A 19,402-nucleotide genomic window follows, 5' to 3' on the forward strand; every position below is an offset into this window, starting at 1 on the left:
CTTCACACTCCCGCTTCCAGTGGAACGCCGTACAACTCCGCCGCCGTCGCGCGGATCGCAGCGAGCATCACGCGTGCGGCCGGGGACAGCGCGCGGTCGGTGCGCGTGATCAGTCCGAAGGCGTCCATCTGGCAGGGCAGGTCGATCGGCAGCACCGCCACCAGGTTGTGGCTCTCGTAGTAGCGGCCCACCTCGCCCGCCACCAGGCCGATCATGTCGCCCTGCGCGATCATCTTGGTGACGAACAGCAGGGCGCCGCTCTCGATCAGGTTGGCCGGTGCCTCCAGGCTCTCCTCCCGGAACATCAGGTCGAAACGGTGGCGCAGCACGCTGCCTTCGGGGGGCACGATCCAGCCCCAGCCGTTCAGATCGCGCAGCGTCAGCCGGTCCATCTCCAGCAGCGGGTGCCCGGGCCGCACCATCGCCACCACCGGCTCCTCGGCCATCGCCTCGAAGCGCAGCGCGGTCTTGTCGTGCTGCGCGAACAGGCGCGCCACGCCGATGTCGATGCGCCCCTGCGCCATGCGCTCCATCAGCACGTCGCTGGTTTCCACCTGCAGGGACACGCGCAGCCGGGGGTGCGCCTGCTTCACCCGGGCGATCGCCTCGGGCAGCAGCATGATCCCGGGCGTGGTGATCGCGCCGATGTTCACCTGGCCGAAGCGCCCCGCCTTGAGCTCCTGCACTTCGTCGTGCGCCTGGTTGAGGCTGGTCAGCGCCGTGCGCGCGTGGCGCACCATGGCTTCGCCGTAGACGGTGGCGCGCATGCCGCGCGGCAGCCGCTCGAACAGCGGCACGCCCAGCACGTCCTCCAGGTCCTTCAGCAGCTTGGAGGCGGCCGGCTGCGTCATGGACAGCACCTCGGCCGCGCGGTGGATGTTCCCTTCCTCGTCCAGGGCGACCAGCAGAAGGAGCTGCCGCGTCTTCAGGCGCGCGCGGATGAACCAGTGCGAGTAGTTGACCACGGGTTTTCCTGAATGCCGATTCCAGCATCGCAGTGTGCCGAAACAAGATTGGTCGCATATCCCTGCTCGCCCTAGTATCCGGCCCCGATCCGCAGCGGAGGGCACCCTGGAGATGCGCGCGGTCCTCAAGAACTTCATCAACGGCCACTGGGAAGGCGGCGTCACGACCGCGACCAGCGAGAACCCGTCGGACCTGTCCGCGCCCGTGGCGGACTACGCCCGGGCCGATGGGCGCCAGGCCGAGGCCGCCGTGGAGGCCGCGCGCGAGGCGTTCCCGAACTGGTCGCGCAGCATGCCGCAGCGCCGCGCGGACGTGCTCGACAGCGTGGGTGCCGAACTGCTCGCGCGCCGGGACGAACTCGGCAGCCTCCTGGCGCGGGAGGAGGGCAAGACCCTGCCGGAGGCCGTCGGCGAAGTCGCGCGCGCCGGCCAGATCTTCCGGTTCTTCGCCGGCGAGGCGCTGCGCATCCCGGGCGAGAAGCTCGCCTGCGTGCGGCCCGACATCGAGGTCGACGTCACGCGCGAGCCCCTCGGCGTGGTGGCGGTGATCGCTCCCTGGAATTTCCCGTTCGCGCATCCGGCCTCGAAGATCGCCCCGGCGCTGGCCTTCGGCAACACCGTGGTGTTCAAGCCGGCGGAACTCGTCGCCGCCTGCGGCTGGGCGCTGGCGGACATCCTCGCGCGCGCCGGTCTGCCGGCGGGCGTGTTCAACCTGGTCAACGGCAGCGGCCGCCAGGTGGGGCGTGTGCTGGCCGAACACCCCGGGGTGGATGCGATCACCTTCACGGGATCCCAGGCGACCGGCCGGCACGTGCTGCAGCAGGCGGCCGCGCGAGGCGCGAAGGTGCAGCTCGAAACGGGTGGCCGCAACCCGCTGGTGGTGCTGGCCGATGCCGACCTCGACCGCGCCGTGGAATGCGCGCTGCAGGGGGCCTTCCATTCCACCGGCCAGCGCTGCACGGCGTCGCGCCGCCTGATCGTGGAGGCCGGGGTGCACGAAGCCTTCGTGCAGAAGCTGCGGCAGCGCATGCGGCAGCTGCAGGTGGGGCACGCCGAGGAGCGCGGCACCGACATCGGGCCGGTGGCGAGCCGTGCCCTGTTGGACGGCAACCTGTCCTACCTGGACGTCGCGCGCGCGCAGGGCGCCGAGCACGTGTGCGGCGGCGAGCTGCTGCAGCGGCGCACCCGCGGCCACTTCATGGCGCCGGCCCTGTTCCTCGCCGCAGTCGGCCAGCGCGCGCTGCGCGACGAGGCCTTCGGGCCGATCGCGATGGTGCTGCGCGCGGCCGACTATGAACAGGCGCTCGCGCTGGCCAACGAGTCGCCCGACGGCCCGTGCGCGGGCATCTGCACGAGCTCCCTCAAGCACGCGACCCACTTTCGCCGCCACGCCCGCGCCGGAACCGTCATGGCCAACCTGCCGACGGCCGGCGTCGACGATCCCGTCCCGTTCGGCGGTCGCAAGGCCTCCGCCTTCGGTTCCCGCGAACAGGGGCGCCACGCGTCGGAGTTCTTCACCACGATGAAGACCGCCTACCTGTGCGCCTGACCACCTTTCCCACCGACCACGCAAAGGAGTCGACACCATGATGAACCGCCGCCGCGCCGCCCTGACCAGCACCGCCGCCCTCGCCCTTGCCGCCGGCCTGCCGCTTTCCGTGCTGGCGCAGCAGAAGAAGATCGTGCTCGGCTTCAGCCAGATCGGCGCCGAGAGCGAATGGCGCACCGCCAACACCGAGTCCATCAAGCAGGCCGCCAAGGACGCGGGCATCGAACTCAAGTTCTCCGACGCGCAGCAGAAGCAGGAGAACCAGATCAAGGCCATCCGCTCCTTCATCGCGCAGAAGGTCGACGTGATCGCCTTCTCGCCGGTCGTGGAAAGCGGCTGGGGCACGGTGCTGCGCGAAGCCAAGGCGGCGAAGATTCCCGTGATCCTGACCGACCGTGCCGTCAACGAGAAGGACGACTCGCTGTGGGTGACCTTCATGGGCTCGGACTTCCTGGAGGAAGGCCGCAAGGCCGGCCGCTGGCTCGTGGACAACGTCAAGGGCGGCGAGGTGAACATCGTGGAGCTGCAGGGCACCGTGGGCTCCGCGCCGGCGATCGACCGCAAGAAGGGCTTCGAGGAAGTGATCAAGGGCAAGCCGCAGTACAAGATCGTCCGTTCGCAGACCGGCGACTTCACCCGCGCCAAGGGCAAGGAGGTCATGCAGGCCTTCCTGAAGGCGGACCCGAAGAAGATCAACGTGCTCTACGCGCACAACGACGACATGGCCATCGGCGCCATTCAAGCGATCGAGGAGGCCGGCCTCAAGCCCGGGCAGGACATCAAGATCGTGTCCATCGACGCCGTCAAGGGCGCCTTCGAGGCCATGATGGCCGGCAAGCTGAACGTCAGCGTGGAATGCAGCCCGCTGCTCGGCCCGCAGCTGATGAAGGCGGTGCAGGACGTGGTGGCCGGCAAGACGGTGCCCAAGCGCATCGTGACCGAGGAAACCGTCTTCCCGATGGAGTCCGCCGCGAAGGAATTCCCGAAGCGCAAGTACTGATGACGCCCGCGCAGCCGGTGCTGGAGCTGGCCGGCATCTCGAAGTCCTTCCTCGGCGTGCGCGCGCTCGCCGGGGTGGACCTGCGCCTGCAGGCCGGCGAGGTCCACGCCCTGATGGGGCAGAACGGCGCCGGCAAGTCGACGCTGATCAAGGTGCTCACCGGGGTGTACCCGGCCGACGCGGGCACGATCCGCATCGCCGGGGAGGCGGTCCGCCCGCGCTCGCCGCTGGAGGCGCAGCGGCTCGGCGTGAGCACGGTGTACCAGGAGGTCAACCTCTGCCCCAACCTGTCGGTGGCGGAGAACATCTTCGCGGGCCGCTATCCCCGCCGGTGGGGCACGATCGCGTGGCGGACCATGGAAGATCGTGCGCGCGCCCTGCTCGCGCGCCTGAACGTGAACATCGACGTGGGCCGCCTGCTCTCCGCCTACCCGATGGCGGTGCAGCAGATGGTGGCCATCGCACGCGCGCTGAGCGTCGACGCCCGGGTGCTGGTGCTCGACGAGCCCACCTCCAGCCTCGACGAGGACGAGGTGCGGCGCCTGTTCGCGGTGCTGCGCCGACTGCGCGACGAAGGCATGGCCATCCTGTTCGTCACGCATTTCCTCGAGCAGGTGTACGCCATCGCGGACCGGATCACCGTGCTGCGCAACGGCGAGCGCGTCGGCGAATATCGCGCGGAACACCTGAGCGCGCCGGCGCTCGTTGCCGCGATGGTCGGGCGCGAGCTGGCGGCGCGGCGCGAGGCGGCGCCCGCACCGGCGGCCGCGGCCGGGGGCGAGGCGCTGGTGGAGCTGCGCGGCCTGGGCAGCAAGGGGGTGGTCCACCCGACCGATCTCGCCTTGCGCGCGGGCGAGGTGGTGGGCCTGGCCGGCCTGCTCGGCTCCGGGCGCACGGAGCTCGCGCGCCTGCTGTTCGGCCTGGAGCGTGCCGACAAGGGAGAACTGCGCGTGCGCGGCGCCCCTGTGCGCGTGGATCGGCCGAGGCAGGCCGTCGCCCTCGGCATGGGCCTTCTGCCCGAAGACCGCCAGACGCACGGCATCGTCAGCGACCTGTCGCTGCGGGAGAACATCGTGCTGGCGCTGCAGGCGCGCCGCGGCGTGCTCCGGAACCTGGGCGCGCAGGAGCAGCAAAGGCTGGCGGAGGGCCTCGTGCGCGCCCTCGGCATCAAGGCCGCGAGTCTGGACGCGCCGATCGCGCAGCTCTCCGGCGGCAACCAGCAGAAGGCGCTGCTCGCGCGCTGGCTCGCCACGCAGCCGAGCCTGCTGATCCTGGACGAGCCCACCCGGGGCATCGACGTCGCCGCCAAGCAGGAGGTGATGGACGAGATCCTGCGGCTGGCGGGCGAGGGCATGGCGGTGCTGTTCATCTCCTCGGAGATCGACGAAGTGGTGCGCGTCTCGCACCGCATCGCCGTGCTGCGCGATCGGCACAAGGTGGGCGAACTGCCCGCCGGCGGCCAGGAGCAGGACGTGTACCGCCTGATCGCGGAGGAGGCATGAACGTGGCGCCGTGGCGGCACCGCCTGTTCTGGCCGGTGGTCACGCTGGTGCTGCTGCTGGCGGTGAACGCCGCCTTCAACCCGAGCTTCATCCGCATCACGGTGCGCGACGGGCATCTCTATGGCAGCCTCGTCGACATCCTCAAGGGCGCGGCGCCGCTCGCCCTGGTGGCGCTGGGCATGACCCTGGTCATCGCCACCCGCGGCATCGACATCTCCGTCGGGGCCGTGGTGGCCATTTCCGCCGGCGTCGCCGCGTGGATGATCGGCGGCTCGCTGGTGATCCACGACGGCGTGAGCAGCTACGTGAGCCGCTTCCCGATGCCGCTGGCGATCGCCTGCGCGCTGGGCGTCGCGATGCTGTGCGGCGCGTGGAACGGGGCGCTGGTGGCCGGCCTCGGCATGCAGCCGATCATCGCCACCCTGATCCTGATGGTGGCCGGCCGCGGCATCGCGCAGCTGATCACCAACGGACAGATCATCACCGTGTACTACGCGCCGTACTTCGCGATCGGCAACGGCTACCTGGCGGGGCTGCCGGTGCCCTTCCTGCTGGCGGCGGCGGTGTTCGCCGCGCTGCTGGCGCTGGTGCGACGCACGGCGCTCGGCCTGTTCATCGAAGCAGTAGGCATCAATCCGGCGGCGGCGCACGTCGCCGGCCTGCCGGCCCGGCGCATCACCTTCTGGACCTACGTGTTCTGCGGCCTGTGCGCCGGAATCGCCGGCCTGATCGTGAGCTCCACCGTCAAGAGCGCGGACGGCAACAACGCCGGCCTGCTGATGGAACTGGATGCGATCCTGGCGGTGACGCTGGGCGGCACTTCGCTGACCGGCGGGCGCTTCAGCCTCGCGGGCAGCGCGATCGGCGCGCTGGTGATCCAGACGCTGACCTATGCGATCTACTCGATGGGGGTGCCGCCGGAGGTGAACCTGGTTGTGAAGGCGGCGGTGGTGTTCGCTGTCATGCTGCTGCAGTCGCCCGAGTTCCGGCTCACCCTGGCGCAATGGGCCCGCCGGCCGCTGCCCTCGCAGGAGGCCGGGTGAGCGCCAACCTGAGCCTGCAGACGGAGCAGGCGGCCCCGCCGCCCGATGCCGAACCGCGTCGGCGCCGGCTGGACCGCAAGTACGTGCCCCTGCTGGTGACCGTCACGCTGTTCCTGGCGATGGCGGCGCTGGGCTCCGTGCTGTACACCGGCTTCTTCTCGGCGCAGGTCTTCCTGAACCTGCTGATCGACAATGCCTTCCTGTGCGTCGTGGCGGTCGGCCTCACCTTCGTGATCGTCTCCGGCGGCATCGACCTGTCCGTCGGCGCGGTCATCGCCCTGGTCACCATGGTGTCGGCGCAGCTGGTGGAGCGCCACCACTGGAGTCCGATGGCGGTCATCCCGCTGGTGCTGGCCTTGGGCACGGGGTTCGGCGCCACTATGGGTTTCCTGATCGAACGCTTCCGCCTGCAGCCCTTCATCGTCACGCTGGCCGGGATGTTCCTGGCGCGCGGGCTGTGCTACCTGATCAGCATCGACTCCATCAGCATCGCCAACGACTTCTACAGCGCCGTCTCGCAGACGCGGATCCCGGTGTGGGCCGAGGCGTCGATTTCGGTCGGCGCCGTGATCGCGTTGACGATGGTGGCCCTGGGGACCTACGTGGCGCACTTCACCCAGTTCGGCCGCACCGTGTACGCGATCGGGGGCAACGAGTCGTCGGCCCGGCTCATGGGGCTGCCGGTCCGCTCCACCCTGGTCGGCGTGTATGCCTTCAGCGGCTTCTGCTCCGCGCTGGGCGGCGTGGTGTTCACGTTCTACATGCTTTCCGGGTATGGGCTGCACGCGGTGGGGCTGGAGCTCGACGCGATCGCCGCGGTGGTGATCGGCGGGACGCTGTTGTCCGGCGGGGTCGGCTACGTGTTCGGCACGTTGTTCGGCGTCCTGATGCTCGGCATCATCCAGACGCTGATCATGTTCGACGGCAGCCTGAGCTCGTGGTGGACGCGCATCGCCATCGGCGGGCTGCTGTTCGTGTTCTGCCTGCTGCAGCGGCTGTTCGAGGCGAAGCGGCCGGGCGCCTGAGCCGGCGACGTGTTCGACGGCCACGGATGCCGGGGCCCCGTGGCAGCAGCGGCTGTGTGCAACAACGCGCCACGACGATGGCGGAGGTGCAGGCGCAGAACCTGCGCAAGCACGATCAGTGGCATCCCGCGGCGCTCGCTGTCCTGGCTGCACCTACCGACATTTGGACCGTCGCGAGCGAAACCGATGTCTGCAGCGGAGCTTGGGGCGGGCGGGCGGTGGCCATGGAAATCGTCCGTGCCCTGGGCCAGGTGCTGCGCGCGAGGCCGCGGCGACGTGCGCGGGATACAGGCCGCCGTCCAGCCGGATGAGACGGTCCACCTGGCCGCCGCGCCAGGCGCGCCACGCGCCGGCGACCGCGCCGATGTGGCCGAAGCTCGCGTGCAGCAAGCTCGATGCTTCGCGGCCGACGGCGAACACGAAATCCCCGACGCGCGGTCCCGAAGCCATGCGTCGCTCGACCACGGGCACCGTGGCGTCGCTGCCCACCACGGCAAGGTCGGTGGCCGGGTCGATACCGCGCACCTCCCCCGCGACCGCCTCGCCCGACGGCAGAACGAGTTGCACGCGACTCGCGTGACCGACGGCGTTCGCCGCGGTGACCAGGACGTTTGCACGCCAGGCGAACGCGCTCGCGGTGCCGACGCGCCGGCAGCGGACCGCGACCACCGATGGTTTGACGCGTTCGACCGCATCGGCCAGTTGCGGGTGGGAGTGAGGGGTGTCGTTCATGCACCGCATCGTGCGCCGGTGACGGGCAAAGGGCCACTGGCCGGGCGGGCAGGGAAGCCTCGCCACTCGGGCAGTCCGCTGGCGAACTGAGCGAAAGCGTTGCGCGGTAAGCTAGAACTTGTAGAGCCGTGCGGGATTGTCGACCAGGATCCGCTTGCGGACGGCCGCGTCCGGTTCCCACACGGCCAACTGGTTCAGCAGCCTTCCATCATCGATCTGCAGCAGCGGTGTGACGTCGCTTGTCTTCCTTCCCGGCGGCGTGACGGAATCCGGATGCGGCCAGTCGGTTCCCCAGATGATGCGATCCGGGTTCGCCGCGATCAGGGCCTTCGCGAAGGGAACGACGTCGTCGTAGTTCGGGGCAAGCGTCGAGGCGCGATACGCTCCCGAGATCTTCACGTAGGTATTGCCCGACTTCACGAGTCCGACCAGCTCCGGGAATCCGGGCTGCTGCAGACCTGCCGCTGCCTGGATGCCGCCGAAGTGGTCGAAGACGACCGGGACGGGAGCCGCGACAAACGTTTCCTTGATGAGAGGAATCATCGAGGCATTCGTGTAGACCTGGACGTGCCAGCCACGATCCTTCGCACGATTGACTGCGGCGTTGAAGCGCCGCTTCGCCTCCTCCGGATCGTTGATGCCGCCGGTCGCGAGGTTCACGCGCACGCCGCGAACGCCCGCCTTTGCCATCGCATCGAGCTCTGCATCGGAGTTGTTCGGGCCGATCACGGCGACTCCCCGCGCGTCCGATCCGCGCGCCTTCATTCCGAAGAGCGTTGCAGCGTTGTCGGTGCCGTAGACGCTCGGTGTGACGATCACCACGCGCTGCATGTGAAGCGCCTGATGCAGCGCCTTCATCTCCTCGGGCGAGGCGAGCTCGGGCGTGTAGACGCGCCCATCGAACCACGGGAATCTTGCGGGATCACCGTGGATGTGCGTATGGCAATCGCACGCGCCGGGCGGGATGGCGAAGTTGACCGGTGTGGAGGGTTGCGAAGGCCCGGCGATGGCCCATCGCGCTCGCGACACCGCACTCGCGGCGATCGCACCAAGCAAGACATCACGTCTGGTTGTCATCGTGTTCCCTCCTGGTTGGAGTGCGGACCCTGCAAGCAGCACGCCTCCCTGGGGCGCAGGCGCGACCGCGGCGACGGATCTTCCTGCCTGACCGGCTTCGAGCGCCAGCATTATTTCGCCCCAGGCGAGGCAGGTAAAGAGCTTCGCCTGCTGCCCTTCCATTGCGCCTGCCAAATCAGGAAGATCGTGTTCCAGGCTGCCAGCGCCGCGCCGACCGCAAAGAAGGTGGAAGGAAAGCGCCGCTTCAGGACTCGATGATCATGCGGCCGTGCATCTCCTCGTGATGGTCGCCGCAGAAGCTGTCGCACACGAAGTCGTAGCTGCCGGGGCTCGGCAGCCGGGAGCGCCACGCGCGTGACGGAACTCGCCCGGGACGGAGTTCTCGCCGAGGCGGAGGGCAGAGTCGACTACGGCCCGCTTCAACTCCGCTTGGTCTGTAGTTGCCGTGGCTCATTCTTACCGGGCTACGCACAGTTTGGGTTGGCAGGCGCACGCGGGAGATCTTTTCTGACGCGAGCCGACAAGGCTTTCCTGCGGAGCTCCGCCATTCTCGGAGGCATGCTCTACCACATGCACAACAGTTGGGAGCAGTTCATGGCAACCACGACGAAGTCCACGCGGGGACGTGCCCAGGATCGCGCCAAGGTGGCGGGCGAACAGGAACACGAGGTGCGCTATTCCGCCAAGAAGGCTGGCGCTTCAGCCTCCGATGTAAAGCGCGCGGTCAAGAGCGTGGGCAACTCGCGGCAGAAGGTCGAGCGCGCACTGAAAGAATAAGGGTGCGCCTGGTTACACCGTCGGTGCCCTCAAGCACTGAAGCCGACTTGTGTACCAAGGGATGCTCAACGCGCGGTGACGCTCGAGCTGGGAGGCAAGTCGCCCAACATCGTCTTTGATGACGCCGATCTCGATCAAGCCGTCAAGGGCGGGGTGTCGGGCATTCCCCTTGGGAAGGGGGATGCAGTGGAGGAAGTCGGTGCTTCTGTGGGCCGCTGTGCTCCTCTCACTTTGGGGTGCGACCGCGTGCAATCTGGTGCACGCGCCCCAATTCGGGAGCAGCGACAAGCTCCATCTGCCGCGCGACCGCTGGCACGTTGTATGCAGTGCGCCGGAACCTTCATTCCGGAGTCACCGCATGATCCATTTCCGGGCGCGCCTGGCCCCCTGGTTGTTCGCCGCCCCCCTGGCCCTCGCGCTCCACGTCGACGTGTTCGCCGAAACGGTGGCGCGCTATGGCATCTCCATGGCCGACATCCCGATGACGACGGGGCAGCCGGACCGCGGCGCCGGCGCCTATCAGTTCACCGGCCACACGCTGTACGACCCGCTGGTGGCCTGGGAAGCCAACATAGGCGACCGGCCCGGCAAGCTGGTGCCCGGCCTGGCCACGGAGTGGAAGGTGGACCCCAGCGACCAGAAGGTCTGGCGCTTCGCCCTGCGCCACGGCGTGAAGTTCCACGACGGCTCGGCCTTCACTGCGGACGCGGTGCTCTGGAACCTGGAGAAGGTCCTCAACGACAAGTCGCCGCAGTTCGATGCGAAGCAGGCCGCCCAGGTCAAGCCGCGCATCCCCTCCATCGCCTCCTGGCGCAAGGTCGACGACTTCACGGTGGAGATCACCACCAAAGAGGTCAACGCGCTGTTCCCGTACGAGCTGCCGTGGTTCCTCATGAGCAGTCCCGCGCAGTGGGAGAAGGTCGGGCACGACTGGAACAGGTTCGCCTCGCAGCCTTCCGGGACGGGCCCGTTCCGGCTCGACAAGCTGGTGCCGCGCGAACGCGCCGAGCTGGTGAAGAACGCAGGCTACTGGGACAAGAGCCGCGTCGCGAAGACGGACCGCATCGTGCTGCTGCCGATCCCGGACGCCATCACGCGGGCCAATGCGCTGCTCAATGGCCAGGTGGACCTGATCGAGACGCCGCCGCCGGACATGATGCCGCAGCTCTCCTCGCGCGGCTTCAAGCTGGTGCAGAACGTGACGCCCCACGTCTGGCCCTATCACTTCAGCACCTTGCCCGGCTCGCCCTGGGCCGACATCCGCGTGCGCAAGGCGGTCAACCTCGCGATCGATCGGAACGCCGTGGTGAAGTTGCTCAACGGCCTGGCCCAGCCCGCCTCGGGGCAGCTGGACAGGACGAGTCCCTGGTACGGCAAGCCTGCGTTCCAGATCAAGTATGACCTCGCGCAGGCGCGTGCCCTCATGGCACAGGCGGGCTACGGCCCGTCGAAGCCGTTGAAGGCCAAGGTGATCATCGCGCAGGGGGGAACCGGCCAGATGCTGTCGCTGCCGATGAACGAATTTGTGCAGCAAAGCCTGGCCGAGATCGGCGTGCAGCTCGAATTCGAGGTGGTCGAACTCGAGAACCTTTACCTGCACTGGCGCTCCGGCGCCAAGGCCGACATGAACGGAGGCAAGGGCATCACCGCCATCAACCTCGGCTACGTCACCGCCGATCCTTTCTACGCGCTCACCCGCTTCGCCTACGCCAAGTACGCGGCGCCGAATGGCGTGAACTGGGGCTACTACGACAACCCGAAGGTCAACGCCACGATCGACAGGATCCGCACGACCTTCGACACGAAGGCGCAGGACCAGTTGCTCGCCACCGTGCACCAGCAGATGGTGGACGACGCGCTGATGCTCTGGGTGGTGCACGACACCAACCCGCACGCGCTGTCGCCCAGGGTCCGCAGCTTCGTGCAGGCGCAGCACTGGTTCCAGGACCTGACCACGATCGGCATGTAGCGCATGCTGGCCTACCTGGTCCGACGCGTGCTGTATGCCGTGCCCATCGCCTTCGGCGTCACGGTCATCGCTTTCCTGCTGGTGCAGATCGCGCCGGGCGATCCGCTCAACGCGATCGCGCCGGCCGACGCGACCAAGGAAGCCATCGACGGGCTCAAGTCCGCCTACGGGCTGGATCGCCCGCTGCCGGTGCAATATGGCCTCTGGCTCTGGCGCGCCCTGCACGGCGACCTGGGCAGTTCCATCGCAACCGGCCGCCACGTGCTGGACGAAGTGCTGGCGGCCGTCGGCAACACCCTGGTGCTGGCGGGCGCCGCGTCGCTGGTGGGCGTGGTGCTGGGATGCGTGCTCGGCGCGCTGGCGGGCGCACGGTCCGGCAGCGTGGTCGACCGCGCGGCGACGGTGCTCTCCGTGATCGGCGTCAGCATCCCGCATTACTGGCTCGGGATGGTGCTCACGATCGTATTCTCCGTGTGGCTCGGCCTCTTTCCCGCGATGGGCGCCGGCGCTGGGGACGGCTGGGCCTGGGACGCGGAGCACGTGAAGCACCTCGTGCTGCCCGCCGTCACGCTCGGGGTGATCCCCCTCGGCATCGTTACGCGCACGGTCCGCGCGCTGGTCGCGGAGACCCTGCAGCAGGAGTTCGTCATCGCCCTGCACGCCCGCGGGCTGCCGGCGGCGCGCGTGTCCCTGCATGTCGCGAAGAACGCCGCGCCCACCGTTCTCGCTGTCGCCGGGCTGCAGATCGGCTACCTCATGGGCGGTTCCATCCTGGTGGAAACCGTGTTCGCCTGGCCGGGCACCGGCTTCCTGCTGAACACCGCGATCTTCCAGCGCGACCTGCCGCTGCTGCAGGGGACCATCCTCGTGCTGTGCATGTTCTTCGTGCTGCTGAACCTGCTGGTGGACTTGCTCCAGCCGCTGCTCGATCCGCGCATGGCGCGCCACTGACATGAATACCCTGGTGCTGACTCCCCCGCTCGCGCCGGCAGCTGCGCCGGTCCCGAGCTACTGGCGCGGCGTGCTGCGCGCGCTGCTGCGGGACCGGGTCGCCATGGCCGCTGCGCTGGTCCTGCTGTCGATCGTGCTGGCAGCGCTGCTTGCGCCCTGGCTGGCTCCGGCGGATCCGTACAAGGCCAGCATGCTGCGGCGGCTGCAGGCCGTCGGCAGTCCCGGCCACCTGCTCGGCACCGACGAACTCGGCCGCGACCTGCTGGCCCGCCTGATGTACGGCGGCCGGCTGTCGCTGCTGATGGGCGTGCTGCCGGTCGCGCTCGCGTTCGGGATCGGCACCACCCTGGGCGTGCTGGTGGGTTACATCGGCGGACGCCTCAACACGGTGGTGATGCGCACGCTCGACGTGTTCTATGCGTTTCCGTCCGTGCTGCTGGCCGTCGCGATCTCCGGGGCGATGGGGCCGGGGCTGTCCAACAGCATGATCGCCCTCACGCTGGTGTTCGTGCCGCAGGTGGTGCGCGTGGCGGAAAGCGCCACCACGCAGGTGCGCCGCCTCGACTACCTGGAGGCCGCGCGCATGAGCGGCGCGGGGGCGCTGTCCATCGTCCGCGTGCACGTCCTGGCTAACGTGCTCGGGCCCGTGTTCGTCTATGCGACCGGCCTGGTGAGCGTCAGCATGATCCTCGGCTCCGGCCTGTCCTTCCTCGGCCTGGGCGTCAAGCCGCCGGAGCCGGAGTGGGGCCTGATGCTCAACACCTTGCGCGCTGCGATCTTCACCAATCCGTGGGTCGCGGCGCTGCCGGGGGTGATGATCTTCGCCACCTCCATCGCGTCCAACCTGCTGGCCGACGGCCTGCGTTCCGCCATGGAGATCCGCTGATGAATTCCCTGGCGCCGATATCGCCGGCGGACCGTGGCGGCCCCGCCCAGCCGCTGCTGTCGGCCCGCGGGCTGGTGAAGCGCTTCCCGTTGCGGGGCGCGTTCTGGAGCGGCAAGGCGCGCCACGTGCATGCGGTCGATGGCGTCAGCTTCGACGTGGCCAAAGGCGAGACGCTCGGCATCGTCGGCGAGTCCGGCTGCGGAAAGTCCACCACGGCGCGACTGCTGGCCCGCCTGCTGCCGGCGGACGCCGGCGAACTGGTCTTCGACGGTGAGGGCGTGGGCACCTTTGGCGGCATCGCGCTGCGCGAGTTCCGCCGCAAGCTGCAGATGGTGTTCCAGGATTCCTTCGCCTCGCTGAATCCGCGCCTGCCGGTCGTCGAGACGATCGCCTACGGGCCGCGCGTGCACGGATTGCCTGCGGCGCAAGCCCTGGAGCGCGCCCGCGGACTGCTGGCGCGGGTGGGCCTCGAGCCGGCGCAGATCGCGTACCGCTATCCGCATGAGCTCTCCGGGGGGCAGCGCCAGCGCGTCAACATTGCCCGCGCGCTCGCCTTCGAGCCGCGACTGCTGATCCTGGACGAGGCCGTCGCGGCGCTGGACAAGTCGGTGCAGGCGCAGGTGCTCAATCTGCTGCAGGAACTCAAGGAGGAGCGCGGCCTGACCTACTGCTTCATCTCGCACGACCTGCAGGTCGTGCAGTACCTGAGCGACCGCGTGCTGGTGATGTACCTCGGGCAGGTCGTGGAGATCGGGCCGGTGGACGCGCTGTTTCGCCGGCCGCGCCATCCGTACACCGCGGCGTTGCTGTCGGCGGTGCCCTCCATGGACCCGGCGTGTCGCACCGAGCGCGCGCCGCTGGCGGGCGACCCGCCCAATCCCATCGCGCCGCCGAGCGGCTGCCGCTTCCGCGACCGCTGCCCGCGCGCGGCAGCCGTGTGCGCGACGCGCACGCCGCAACTGCTGCCGGTGGGGGAGGGCGCGCAGGCCGCCTGCCACCTGAACGACCCTGCCTCGGATCACCCGCAAGCCGTGCCGCCGGAGCGTGCTGCATGACCTTGCCCACCCCGGTCGTGCAGGTCAGCGACTTGCACCTCGCCTTCACCGGCGCGCGCAGTGCCCACGCGCTGAACGGCGTGAGCTTCGAGGTGCGCCCCGGCGAGGTGCTGGGCCTGCTCGGCGAGTCGGGTTCCGGCAAGAGCGTGACTCTGCGCGCGTTGCTGCGCCTGCATCCGGAGGCTCGCACCCGCGTGTCGGGACGGATGTTCGTCGACGGCCAGGACGTGCTCGCCCTGCGGGGACGCGGCCTGCAGCGCTATCGCGGCGGCACCGTGTCCATGGTGTTCCAGGAGCCCGGGCTCGCGTTCGACCCGGTGTACAGCGTGGGGGCGCAGATCGCGGAGGCCGTCCGCGCGCACGAGCCCGTCGACCGCGCCATCGCGCGCCATCGCACGCTGCAGATGCTGGACCGGGTGCAGATCCCGCAGGCGCGCCGCCGCTACGACGCTTACCCGCACGAACTGTCCGGGGGGATGCGGCAGCGGGCGATGATCGCGCTGGCGCTGGCCTGCCGCCCGAAGCTGCTGCTGGCGGACGAGCCCACCACCGCGCTGGACGCAACGGTGCAGATCCAGATCCTGCTGCTGCTGCGCGAGTTGCAGCGGGAGACTGGCATGGCGGTGATCTTCGTGACGCACGACATCGGTGCGGCCGTGGAGGTCTCGGACCGGCTCGCCGTGATGTACGCGGGCCGCATCGTGGAGCAGGGCCCGGCGGAGCGCGTGGTGAAGGCGCCGCGCCACCCCTACTCGGCCGGGCTGCTGGGCGCCAGCGTGAACGCCGCCCCGCGCGGGCGGCCGCTGCCTGCCATCCCGGGGGCGCCGCCAGACCTTGCCGTGCCGGTGGCCGGCTGCCCGTTTGCGCCGCGCTGCGGGAGGGCGCAGCGTGCCTGCAGCGTGCAGCCGCCTGCGTTCGACGACGGCCCGGGCGTGGCGTGCTGGGCGCCGCTGCAGCCGCTGTCGCTGTCGGCATAGCCGCGCGCCCTGCTTTCCCGGCGCGCCCGTGCGCGCCAGATGCACCTGGTGCAGCGTGATCTTGTTGATCTTGTCAGCAGCGCTGCCGTCAGCGCCTGATCCCTGTCCGCTATGTGGCGTCGCCTGCCTTCGTACCCGCCTGAACCGCCGCGGCAGCCCAGCGGGCTCCGGCCGCCACGCTGTCGATCAGGATGCCGTCGAACGCGGGCTGAAGGCTGTCCGCCATGCCGGCGAGTGCCGCGCCCCCGAGTACGACGATGCTGGCGCCGGATTGCCGCGCCGCGTCGCGGCAGGCCTGCGCCAGCAGTGCGTGCGCGGCCCGCGGCTCCGCCGCCAGTTCCGGGCCGCTGGCGGCCACGGTGTAGACGCCGGCCAGCGCACCCGCGTAGCCGAGACCCTGCGCCAGACGATCCAGCATCGGTTTCCAGCGCGCGCCGCCGGTGACCACGGCAAAGCGGCCGAGGCGCGCCGCCTCGCAGAACGATGCGTCCGCGAGGCCACCCACGGGCACCCCGCAGATCTCGCGCAGGGCGAACAGGCCCGGATCGCCGAAGCATCCGAGCAGCACGGCGGCCGGCGGTGCCGCCGCCTCGACGCGAGCGGCCTGCCACGCCTCGAGCACGGCGTGTCCCGCCACGGCGCAGCTCGCCTCGCCGGAAATATAGGGCGCGCCGAAGGGCGCCGTGACCGCGCGAACGCGAATCCCGGCACCGAGGCTCGCCTGCACGTGCCCCCGCAGCAGGCGGGTGATGCCCTCTGACGTGTTCGGGTTGATCACGAGCAGCTCGCGCATCAGGCCACGCGTCCGCGCTTCTGCCGCCGCCCCAGCCAGAGGGCCAGGGCCACGGTGGCCCCCATCACCAGCAGGGAAACGACCGTGGTCACGGTCCCGAGCGCGTAGATCGCCGGCGTCGTGACGGTGGACGTCAGCCCCTGGAGTTCCAGCGGCAGGGTGTTCACGTCGCCGATCGCCTGCGAGGTCCGGGCGATCTCGTCCCAGCTGAGGGTGAAGCCGAACATCCCGATGCCGACCACCGAGGGCGCGATGAGGGGCAGCACCACCTGCGAGAAGGCCTGCCAGGGCGTCGCGCCGAGGTCGCGCGCGGCCTCCTCGTACGCCGGGTTGAACCGGTTGAAGACGGCGAACATGATCAGCAGGCCGAAGGGCAGCGTCCATGTGAGATGGGCTGCCAGCGCCGAGGTGAGCAGCCCCAGCGCCGTGCCGTAGTTCTCCAGCGTCGCCTCGGCGCCGAGCGCGCCCAGCATCGCCTTCAGTCCGGAGTCGAGCAGGCGGAACTCCAGCCCGATGCCCAGCGACACGATGATCGACGGCATGATCAGGCTCGCGACCGCCACGTAGAACAGCGCATCGCCGCCGCGCAGCCTCTTGCGAAACGCCAGCCCCGCGAGCAGCGACAGCACGATCGTGAGCGCCATCACGGCCGCTCCCAGCAGCAGCGAGCGGCGGAAGGCCGAGGCGATGTCCACCGCGCCCAGACCCCGGGCGAGCTCGCGGAACCAGTGCAGCGACACCCCGCGCAGGGGGAAGGTCAGTCCACCCTCCGGTCCCTGGAAGCTCAGGACGAGGATGGTGGCCATCGGGCCGTAGAGGAAGGTGACGAACAGCGCGAACACGATGGCCAGGGGCCAGAAGCCGGGTGCGCGGGCGTGGGAGAGCGGGAGGGGCATCGGGTGTCTCAGAGTTCGCGCCGCAGGTCCACCAGGCGCGTGAGCGCCCAGATGATCGCCAACACGACGGCCAGGAGCAGCACCGCGTTGGCCGCCGCCAGCGGGAACTGCAGGTAGGAGGTCTGCACCTGGATCACCTTGCCCACCGAGGCAATCTGCTGGCCGCCCATGACGCCGATGGTCACGAAGTCGCCCATCACGATGGTCACGATGAAGATCGAGCCGATCAGGATCCCCGTGCGCGACAGCGGCACGACGACGTTCCACAGGGTCTGCCAGGCGGAGGCGCCGGCGTCTGACGCGGCCTCCAGCAGGCTGCGGTCGATGCGCATCATGCTGTTGAAGATCGGCACGATCATGAACATGGTGTAGAGGTGCACGAAGGCGAGCACCACGGAGAAGGGCGAGAACAGCAGCCATTCCACGGGTTGCTCCACCAGGTGCGCGCCGAGCAGGAACTGGTTGACCAGGCCGTTGCGACCCAGCAGGGGCACCCAGGAGATCATGCGGATCACGTTGGAGGTCCAGAATGGCACCGTGCACAGAACGAACAGCACGGTCTGCACCAAGGGCGAGCGCACGTGGAAGGCCAGGAAGTAGGCCACCGAGAAGCCCAGGACCAGGGTGATGCCCCACACCAGCAGGCAGAACTTGAGCGTGGAGAGGTAGGTCGCCAGGGTGACGCACAGGTCACCCCGCTCGTTGAGCGCGCCGCAGCCCTGGAAGAGGGTGAGGTAATTCTGCAGCGTGAAGGCCGGAAGCAGCTCGTACTCGTTGAAGCGCCAGAAGCTCACCGCCAGCACCAATGCCAGCGGGACGACGAAGAACAGCAGGAAGACGGCAGCGAACGGGGCTGCCTGCCACCAGGCTGCCACCGTCCGCGCTGCCTTCATCCCCGGAGCTTCAGGCCGCAACGAATTCATTCCATTTGCGGACCATGTACTCGTTCTCGTCCATGACGGCGTTCCAGCACGCGATGCCGCCCATCCGCTGCTCGTAGCTGCCGCCGTCGCGCACCGACCCAGCCCTGGCCAGCAGCTCGCCGTGCGGGCTCTTGATGTCCTGCGCGGCGGGCTTGCCTTCCATCCAGTAGGCCCACTCGTAGGGTTCCATCTTCTGCTTTGCCGTTTCCAGCACCGCGCTGTAGTAGCCCTGGCGATTGAGATAGGCGCCGGCCCAGCCGTCCAGGAACCAGTTGATGAATTCGTAGGCGGCGTCGAGCTTCGCGCCGCCGAGAGTGGCCGGCAGGCCGAAGCCCGAGGCCCAGGCGCGGTAGCCCTCCTTGAGCGGCTGGTAGACGCAGTCTATGCCCTTGGTGCGCACCGCGGTCACGGCCGGCGACCACATCGACTGGATCACCACCTCGCCGGAGGACATCAGGTTGACCGACTCGTTGAAGTCCTTCCACAGCGAGCGGAACTGGCCTGCCTTCTTGGCCTCGATCAGCGTCGCGATCGTGAGGTCGATCTCCTTTTTCGTCATGTTCCCCTTGTCGGGGTACTTGTACTTGCCCAGGGACTCGACGACCATCGCCGCGTCCATGATGCCGATCGAAGGGATGTTGAGAATCGAGGCCTTGCCTCTGAACTCCGGGTTGAGCAGCTCGGCCCAGGTGGTGACCGGGCGCCTGATAAGGTCGGGGCGGATGCCCAGCGTGTCGGCGTTGTAGGTGGTCGGGATCAGCGACATCCACTGCGTCGGCTCCTTGGCGAAGGCCTTGCTCTTCTCGCCTTCGAGGAAGATCACCTTCTTGGGCGCCGTGCCCTGGTCGCCGACCTTCTTGCCGTCGACTTCGCCGCGCGTGAAGAGCGAGGTGATCTTCGACGCGTTCTTCACCCGTTTGGTGTCGATGCCCTTCAGGTTGCCCGTCGGCACGATCTTCCTGAGCGAGAAGAACTCGGTGTCCAGCAGGTCGAAGCTGTTGGGCGAGGTCACGGCGCGCTTGGTGACGTCGTCGGTCGTGACGGCGACGTACTGGATGGTGATGCCGGTATCCGCCTTGAACTTCTCGGCGATCTCCTTGTCCTGGTTCACCGCCGTGCCCAGGTAGCGCAGCACGGGCTTGCCCTGGGCATGGATGGCCGGAGCGAGGCCGGTGGCCAGAATCCCGGCCGTGCCTTGCAGCAGCGCACGGCGCTGCAGGCCCGAAGTCTTGTCGCGCGGATCGTGGGACATGGCGGTTCTCCTTCTTGGACTTGGGATCGC

The 19,402-nt window shown here is 69.1% G+C and carries 18 protein-coding genes and 1 pseudogene; 12 read left to right on the plus strand and 7 right to left on the minus strand.

Features of this window, described 5'->3' with window-relative positions; all coding sequences use genetic code 11:
- Positions 1-2: 2 nt before the first annotated feature.
- A complete protein-coding gene (locus JJ685_RS15130; protein ID WP_201675095.1) occupies positions 3-965 on the minus strand; it encodes a LysR family transcriptional regulator in 963 nt (320 codons plus the stop codon).
- Between the two features lie 112 nt (positions 966-1,077).
- Between JJ685_RS15130 and JJ685_RS15135 the strand changes: the two genes are divergently transcribed.
- From JJ685_RS15135 to yjfF, 5 genes are read left to right on the plus strand one after another with little or no spacing between them, the layout of a single operon-like run.
- The gene (locus JJ685_RS15135) at positions 1,078-2,514 is read left to right on the plus strand and encodes an aldehyde dehydrogenase family protein (RefSeq protein WP_201675096.1); all 1,437 of its coding nucleotides are present in this window, start codon (positions 1,078-1,080) and stop codon (positions 2,512-2,514) included.
- A gap of 37 nt (positions 2,515-2,551) precedes the next feature.
- The gene (locus JJ685_RS15140; RefSeq protein WP_201675097.1) at positions 2,552-3,514 is read left to right on the plus strand and encodes an ABC transporter substrate-binding protein; all 963 of its coding nucleotides are present in this window, start codon (positions 2,552-2,554) and stop codon (positions 3,512-3,514) included.
- Positions 3,514-5,016, plus strand: a complete 1,503-nt coding sequence (locus JJ685_RS15145; protein ID WP_201675098.1) for a sugar ABC transporter ATP-binding protein — start codon at positions 3,514-3,516, stop codon at positions 5,014-5,016. Before JJ685_RS15140 ends, JJ685_RS15145 begins: the two co-directional genes overlap by 1 nt.
- Positions 5,013-6,059, plus strand: coding sequence for an ABC transporter permease (locus JJ685_RS15150; protein ID WP_201675099.1), 1,047 nt, complete (start codon positions 5,013-5,015; stop codon positions 6,057-6,059). Before JJ685_RS15145 ends, JJ685_RS15150 begins: the two co-directional genes overlap by 4 nt.
- The gene (gene yjfF, locus JJ685_RS15155) at positions 6,056-7,084 is read left to right on the plus strand and encodes a galactofuranose ABC transporter, permease protein YjfF (RefSeq protein WP_408015472.1); all 1,029 of its coding nucleotides are present in this window, start codon (positions 6,056-6,058) and stop codon (positions 7,082-7,084) included. Before JJ685_RS15150 ends, yjfF begins: the two co-directional genes overlap by 4 nt.
- A gap of 153 nt (positions 7,085-7,237) precedes the next feature.
- On the opposite strand, the gene JJ685_RS15160 is transcribed toward yjfF, so the two are convergent.
- Both JJ685_RS15160 and JJ685_RS15165 read right to left on the minus strand, forming a co-directional pair.
- Positions 7,238-7,816: a S1C family serine protease gene (locus tag JJ685_RS15160; protein WP_201675101.1), complete on the minus strand. Its 579-nt coding sequence runs from the start codon at positions 7,814-7,816 to the stop codon at positions 7,238-7,240.
- A 111-nt stretch (positions 7,817-7,927) separates the two neighbouring features.
- Positions 7,928-8,893, minus strand: a complete 966-nt coding sequence (locus tag JJ685_RS15165) for an amidohydrolase family protein (RefSeq protein WP_201675102.1) — start codon at positions 8,891-8,893, stop codon at positions 7,928-7,930.
- Between the two features lie 594 nt (positions 8,894-9,487).
- Between JJ685_RS15165 and JJ685_RS15170 the strand changes: the two genes are divergently transcribed.
- The 7 genes and pseudogenes from JJ685_RS15170 to JJ685_RS15200 all read left to right on the plus strand — a co-directional run bounded on the left by JJ685_RS15170 (position 9,488) and on the right by JJ685_RS15200 (position 15,508).
- Positions 9,488-9,670, plus strand: a complete 183-nt coding sequence (locus JJ685_RS15170; RefSeq protein WP_201675103.1) for a DUF3606 domain-containing protein — start codon at positions 9,488-9,490, stop codon at positions 9,668-9,670.
- A 69-nt stretch (positions 9,671-9,739) separates the two neighbouring features.
- A pseudogene (locus tag JJ685_RS15175) lies at positions 9,740-9,850 on the plus strand (aldehyde dehydrogenase family protein); the annotation flags it as partial.
- A 178-nt stretch (positions 9,851-10,028) separates the two neighbouring features.
- Complete coding sequence (locus JJ685_RS15180) at positions 10,029-11,639, plus strand: ABC transporter substrate-binding protein (protein ID WP_201675104.1); 1,611 nt, start codon at positions 10,029-10,031, stop codon at positions 11,637-11,639.
- Positions 11,640-11,642: 3 nt separating this feature from the next.
- On the plus strand, positions 11,643-12,590 hold the full coding sequence (locus JJ685_RS15185; RefSeq protein ID WP_201675105.1) for an ABC transporter permease: 948 nt from the start codon (positions 11,643-11,645) through the stop codon (positions 12,588-12,590).
- 1 nt (position 12,591) lies between these two features.
- Positions 12,592-13,476, plus strand: a complete 885-nt coding sequence (locus tag JJ685_RS15190; protein ID WP_201675106.1) for an ABC transporter permease — start codon at positions 12,592-12,594, stop codon at positions 13,474-13,476.
- On the plus strand, positions 13,476-14,531 hold the full coding sequence (locus tag JJ685_RS15195; protein WP_201675107.1) for an ABC transporter ATP-binding protein: 1,056 nt from the start codon (positions 13,476-13,478) through the stop codon (positions 14,529-14,531). The genes JJ685_RS15190 and JJ685_RS15195 overlap by 1 nt, the downstream gene beginning before the upstream one ends.
- On the plus strand, positions 14,528-15,508 hold the full coding sequence (locus JJ685_RS15200) for an ABC transporter ATP-binding protein (RefSeq protein ID WP_201675108.1): 981 nt from the start codon (positions 14,528-14,530) through the stop codon (positions 15,506-15,508). Before JJ685_RS15195 ends, JJ685_RS15200 begins: the two co-directional genes overlap by 4 nt.
- A gap of 109 nt (positions 15,509-15,617) precedes the next feature.
- Here JJ685_RS15200 and JJ685_RS15205 read toward each other — a convergent pair whose 3' ends face one another.
- From JJ685_RS15205 to JJ685_RS15220, 4 genes are read right to left on the minus strand one after another with little or no spacing between them, the layout of a single operon-like run.
- Positions 15,618-16,301 carry an aspartate/glutamate racemase family protein gene (locus JJ685_RS15205; protein WP_201675109.1) on the minus strand — a complete coding sequence of 228 codons (684 nt, stop codon included), beginning with the start codon at positions 16,299-16,301 and terminating at the stop codon, positions 15,618-15,620.
- Positions 16,301-17,197 (minus strand): ABC transporter permease, encoded by an 897-nt coding sequence (locus JJ685_RS15210; protein WP_201675110.1) that lies wholly within the window; start codon positions 17,195-17,197, stop codon positions 16,301-16,303. The genes JJ685_RS15205 and JJ685_RS15210 overlap by 1 nt, the downstream gene beginning before the upstream one ends.
- Before the next feature lie 8 nt (positions 17,198-17,205).
- A complete protein-coding gene (locus tag JJ685_RS15215; RefSeq protein ID WP_201675111.1) occupies positions 17,206-18,090 on the minus strand; it encodes an ABC transporter permease in 885 nt (294 codons plus the stop codon).
- 10 nt (positions 18,091-18,100) lie between these two features.
- Positions 18,101-19,372, minus strand: coding sequence for an ABC transporter substrate-binding protein (locus JJ685_RS15220; RefSeq protein ID WP_201675112.1), 1,272 nt, complete (start codon positions 19,370-19,372; stop codon positions 18,101-18,103).
- Between the last annotated feature and the right edge of the window lie 30 nt (positions 19,373-19,402).

Source organism: Ramlibacter monticola (assembly GCF_016722785.1).
GTDB lineage: Bacteria > Pseudomonadota > Gammaproteobacteria > Burkholderiales > Burkholderiaceae_C > Ramlibacter > Ramlibacter monticola.

Bases quoted from the DNA above. Each gene is read 5' to 3' on its own strand.
- JJ685_RS15135 (WP_201675096.1), top strand. From the start codon at position 1,078: ATGCGCGCGGTCCTCAAGAACTTCATCAACGGCCACTGGGAAGGCGGC.
- JJ685_RS15140 (WP_201675097.1), top strand. From the start codon at position 2,552: ATGATGAACCGCCGCCGCGCCGCCCTGACCAGCACCGCCGCCCTCGCC.
- JJ685_RS15145 (WP_201675098.1), top strand. From the start codon at position 3,514: ATGACGCCCGCGCAGCCGGTGCTGGAGCTGGCCGGCATCTCGAAGTCC.
- JJ685_RS15150 (WP_201675099.1), top strand. From the start codon at position 5,013: ATGAACGTGGCGCCGTGGCGGCACCGCCTGTTCTGGCCGGTGGTCACG.
- JJ685_RS15160 (WP_201675101.1), bottom strand. From the start codon at position 7,816: ATGAACGACACCCCTCACTCCCACCCGCAACTGGCCGATGCGGTCGAA.
- JJ685_RS15165 (WP_201675102.1), bottom strand. From the start codon at position 8,893: ATGACAACCAGACGTGATGTCTTGCTTGGTGCGATCGCCGCGAGTGCG.
- JJ685_RS15170 (WP_201675103.1), top strand. From the start codon at position 9,488: ATGGCAACCACGACGAAGTCCACGCGGGGACGTGCCCAGGATCGCGCC.
- JJ685_RS15180 (WP_201675104.1), top strand. From the start codon at position 10,029: ATGATCCATTTCCGGGCGCGCCTGGCCCCCTGGTTGTTCGCCGCCCCC.
- JJ685_RS15185 (WP_201675105.1), top strand. From the start codon at position 11,643: ATGCTGGCCTACCTGGTCCGACGCGTGCTGTATGCCGTGCCCATCGCC.
- JJ685_RS15190 (WP_201675106.1), top strand. From the start codon at position 12,592: ATGAATACCCTGGTGCTGACTCCCCCGCTCGCGCCGGCAGCTGCGCCG.
- JJ685_RS15195 (WP_201675107.1), top strand. From the start codon at position 13,476: ATGAATTCCCTGGCGCCGATATCGCCGGCGGACCGTGGCGGCCCCGCC.
- JJ685_RS15200 (WP_201675108.1), top strand. From the start codon at position 14,528: ATGACCTTGCCCACCCCGGTCGTGCAGGTCAGCGACTTGCACCTCGCC.
- JJ685_RS15205 (WP_201675109.1), bottom strand. From the start codon at position 16,301: ATGCGCGAGCTGCTCGTGATCAACCCGAACACGTCAGAGGGCATCACC.
- JJ685_RS15210 (WP_201675110.1), bottom strand. From the start codon at position 17,197: ATGCCCCTCCCGCTCTCCCACGCCCGCGCACCCGGCTTCTGGCCCCTG.
- JJ685_RS15215 (WP_201675111.1), bottom strand. From the start codon at position 18,090: ATGAAGGCAGCGCGGACGGTGGCAGCCTGGTGGCAGGCAGCCCCGTTC.
- JJ685_RS15220 (WP_201675112.1), bottom strand. From the start codon at position 19,372: ATGTCCCACGATCCGCGCGACAAGACTTCGGGCCTGCAGCGCCGTGCG.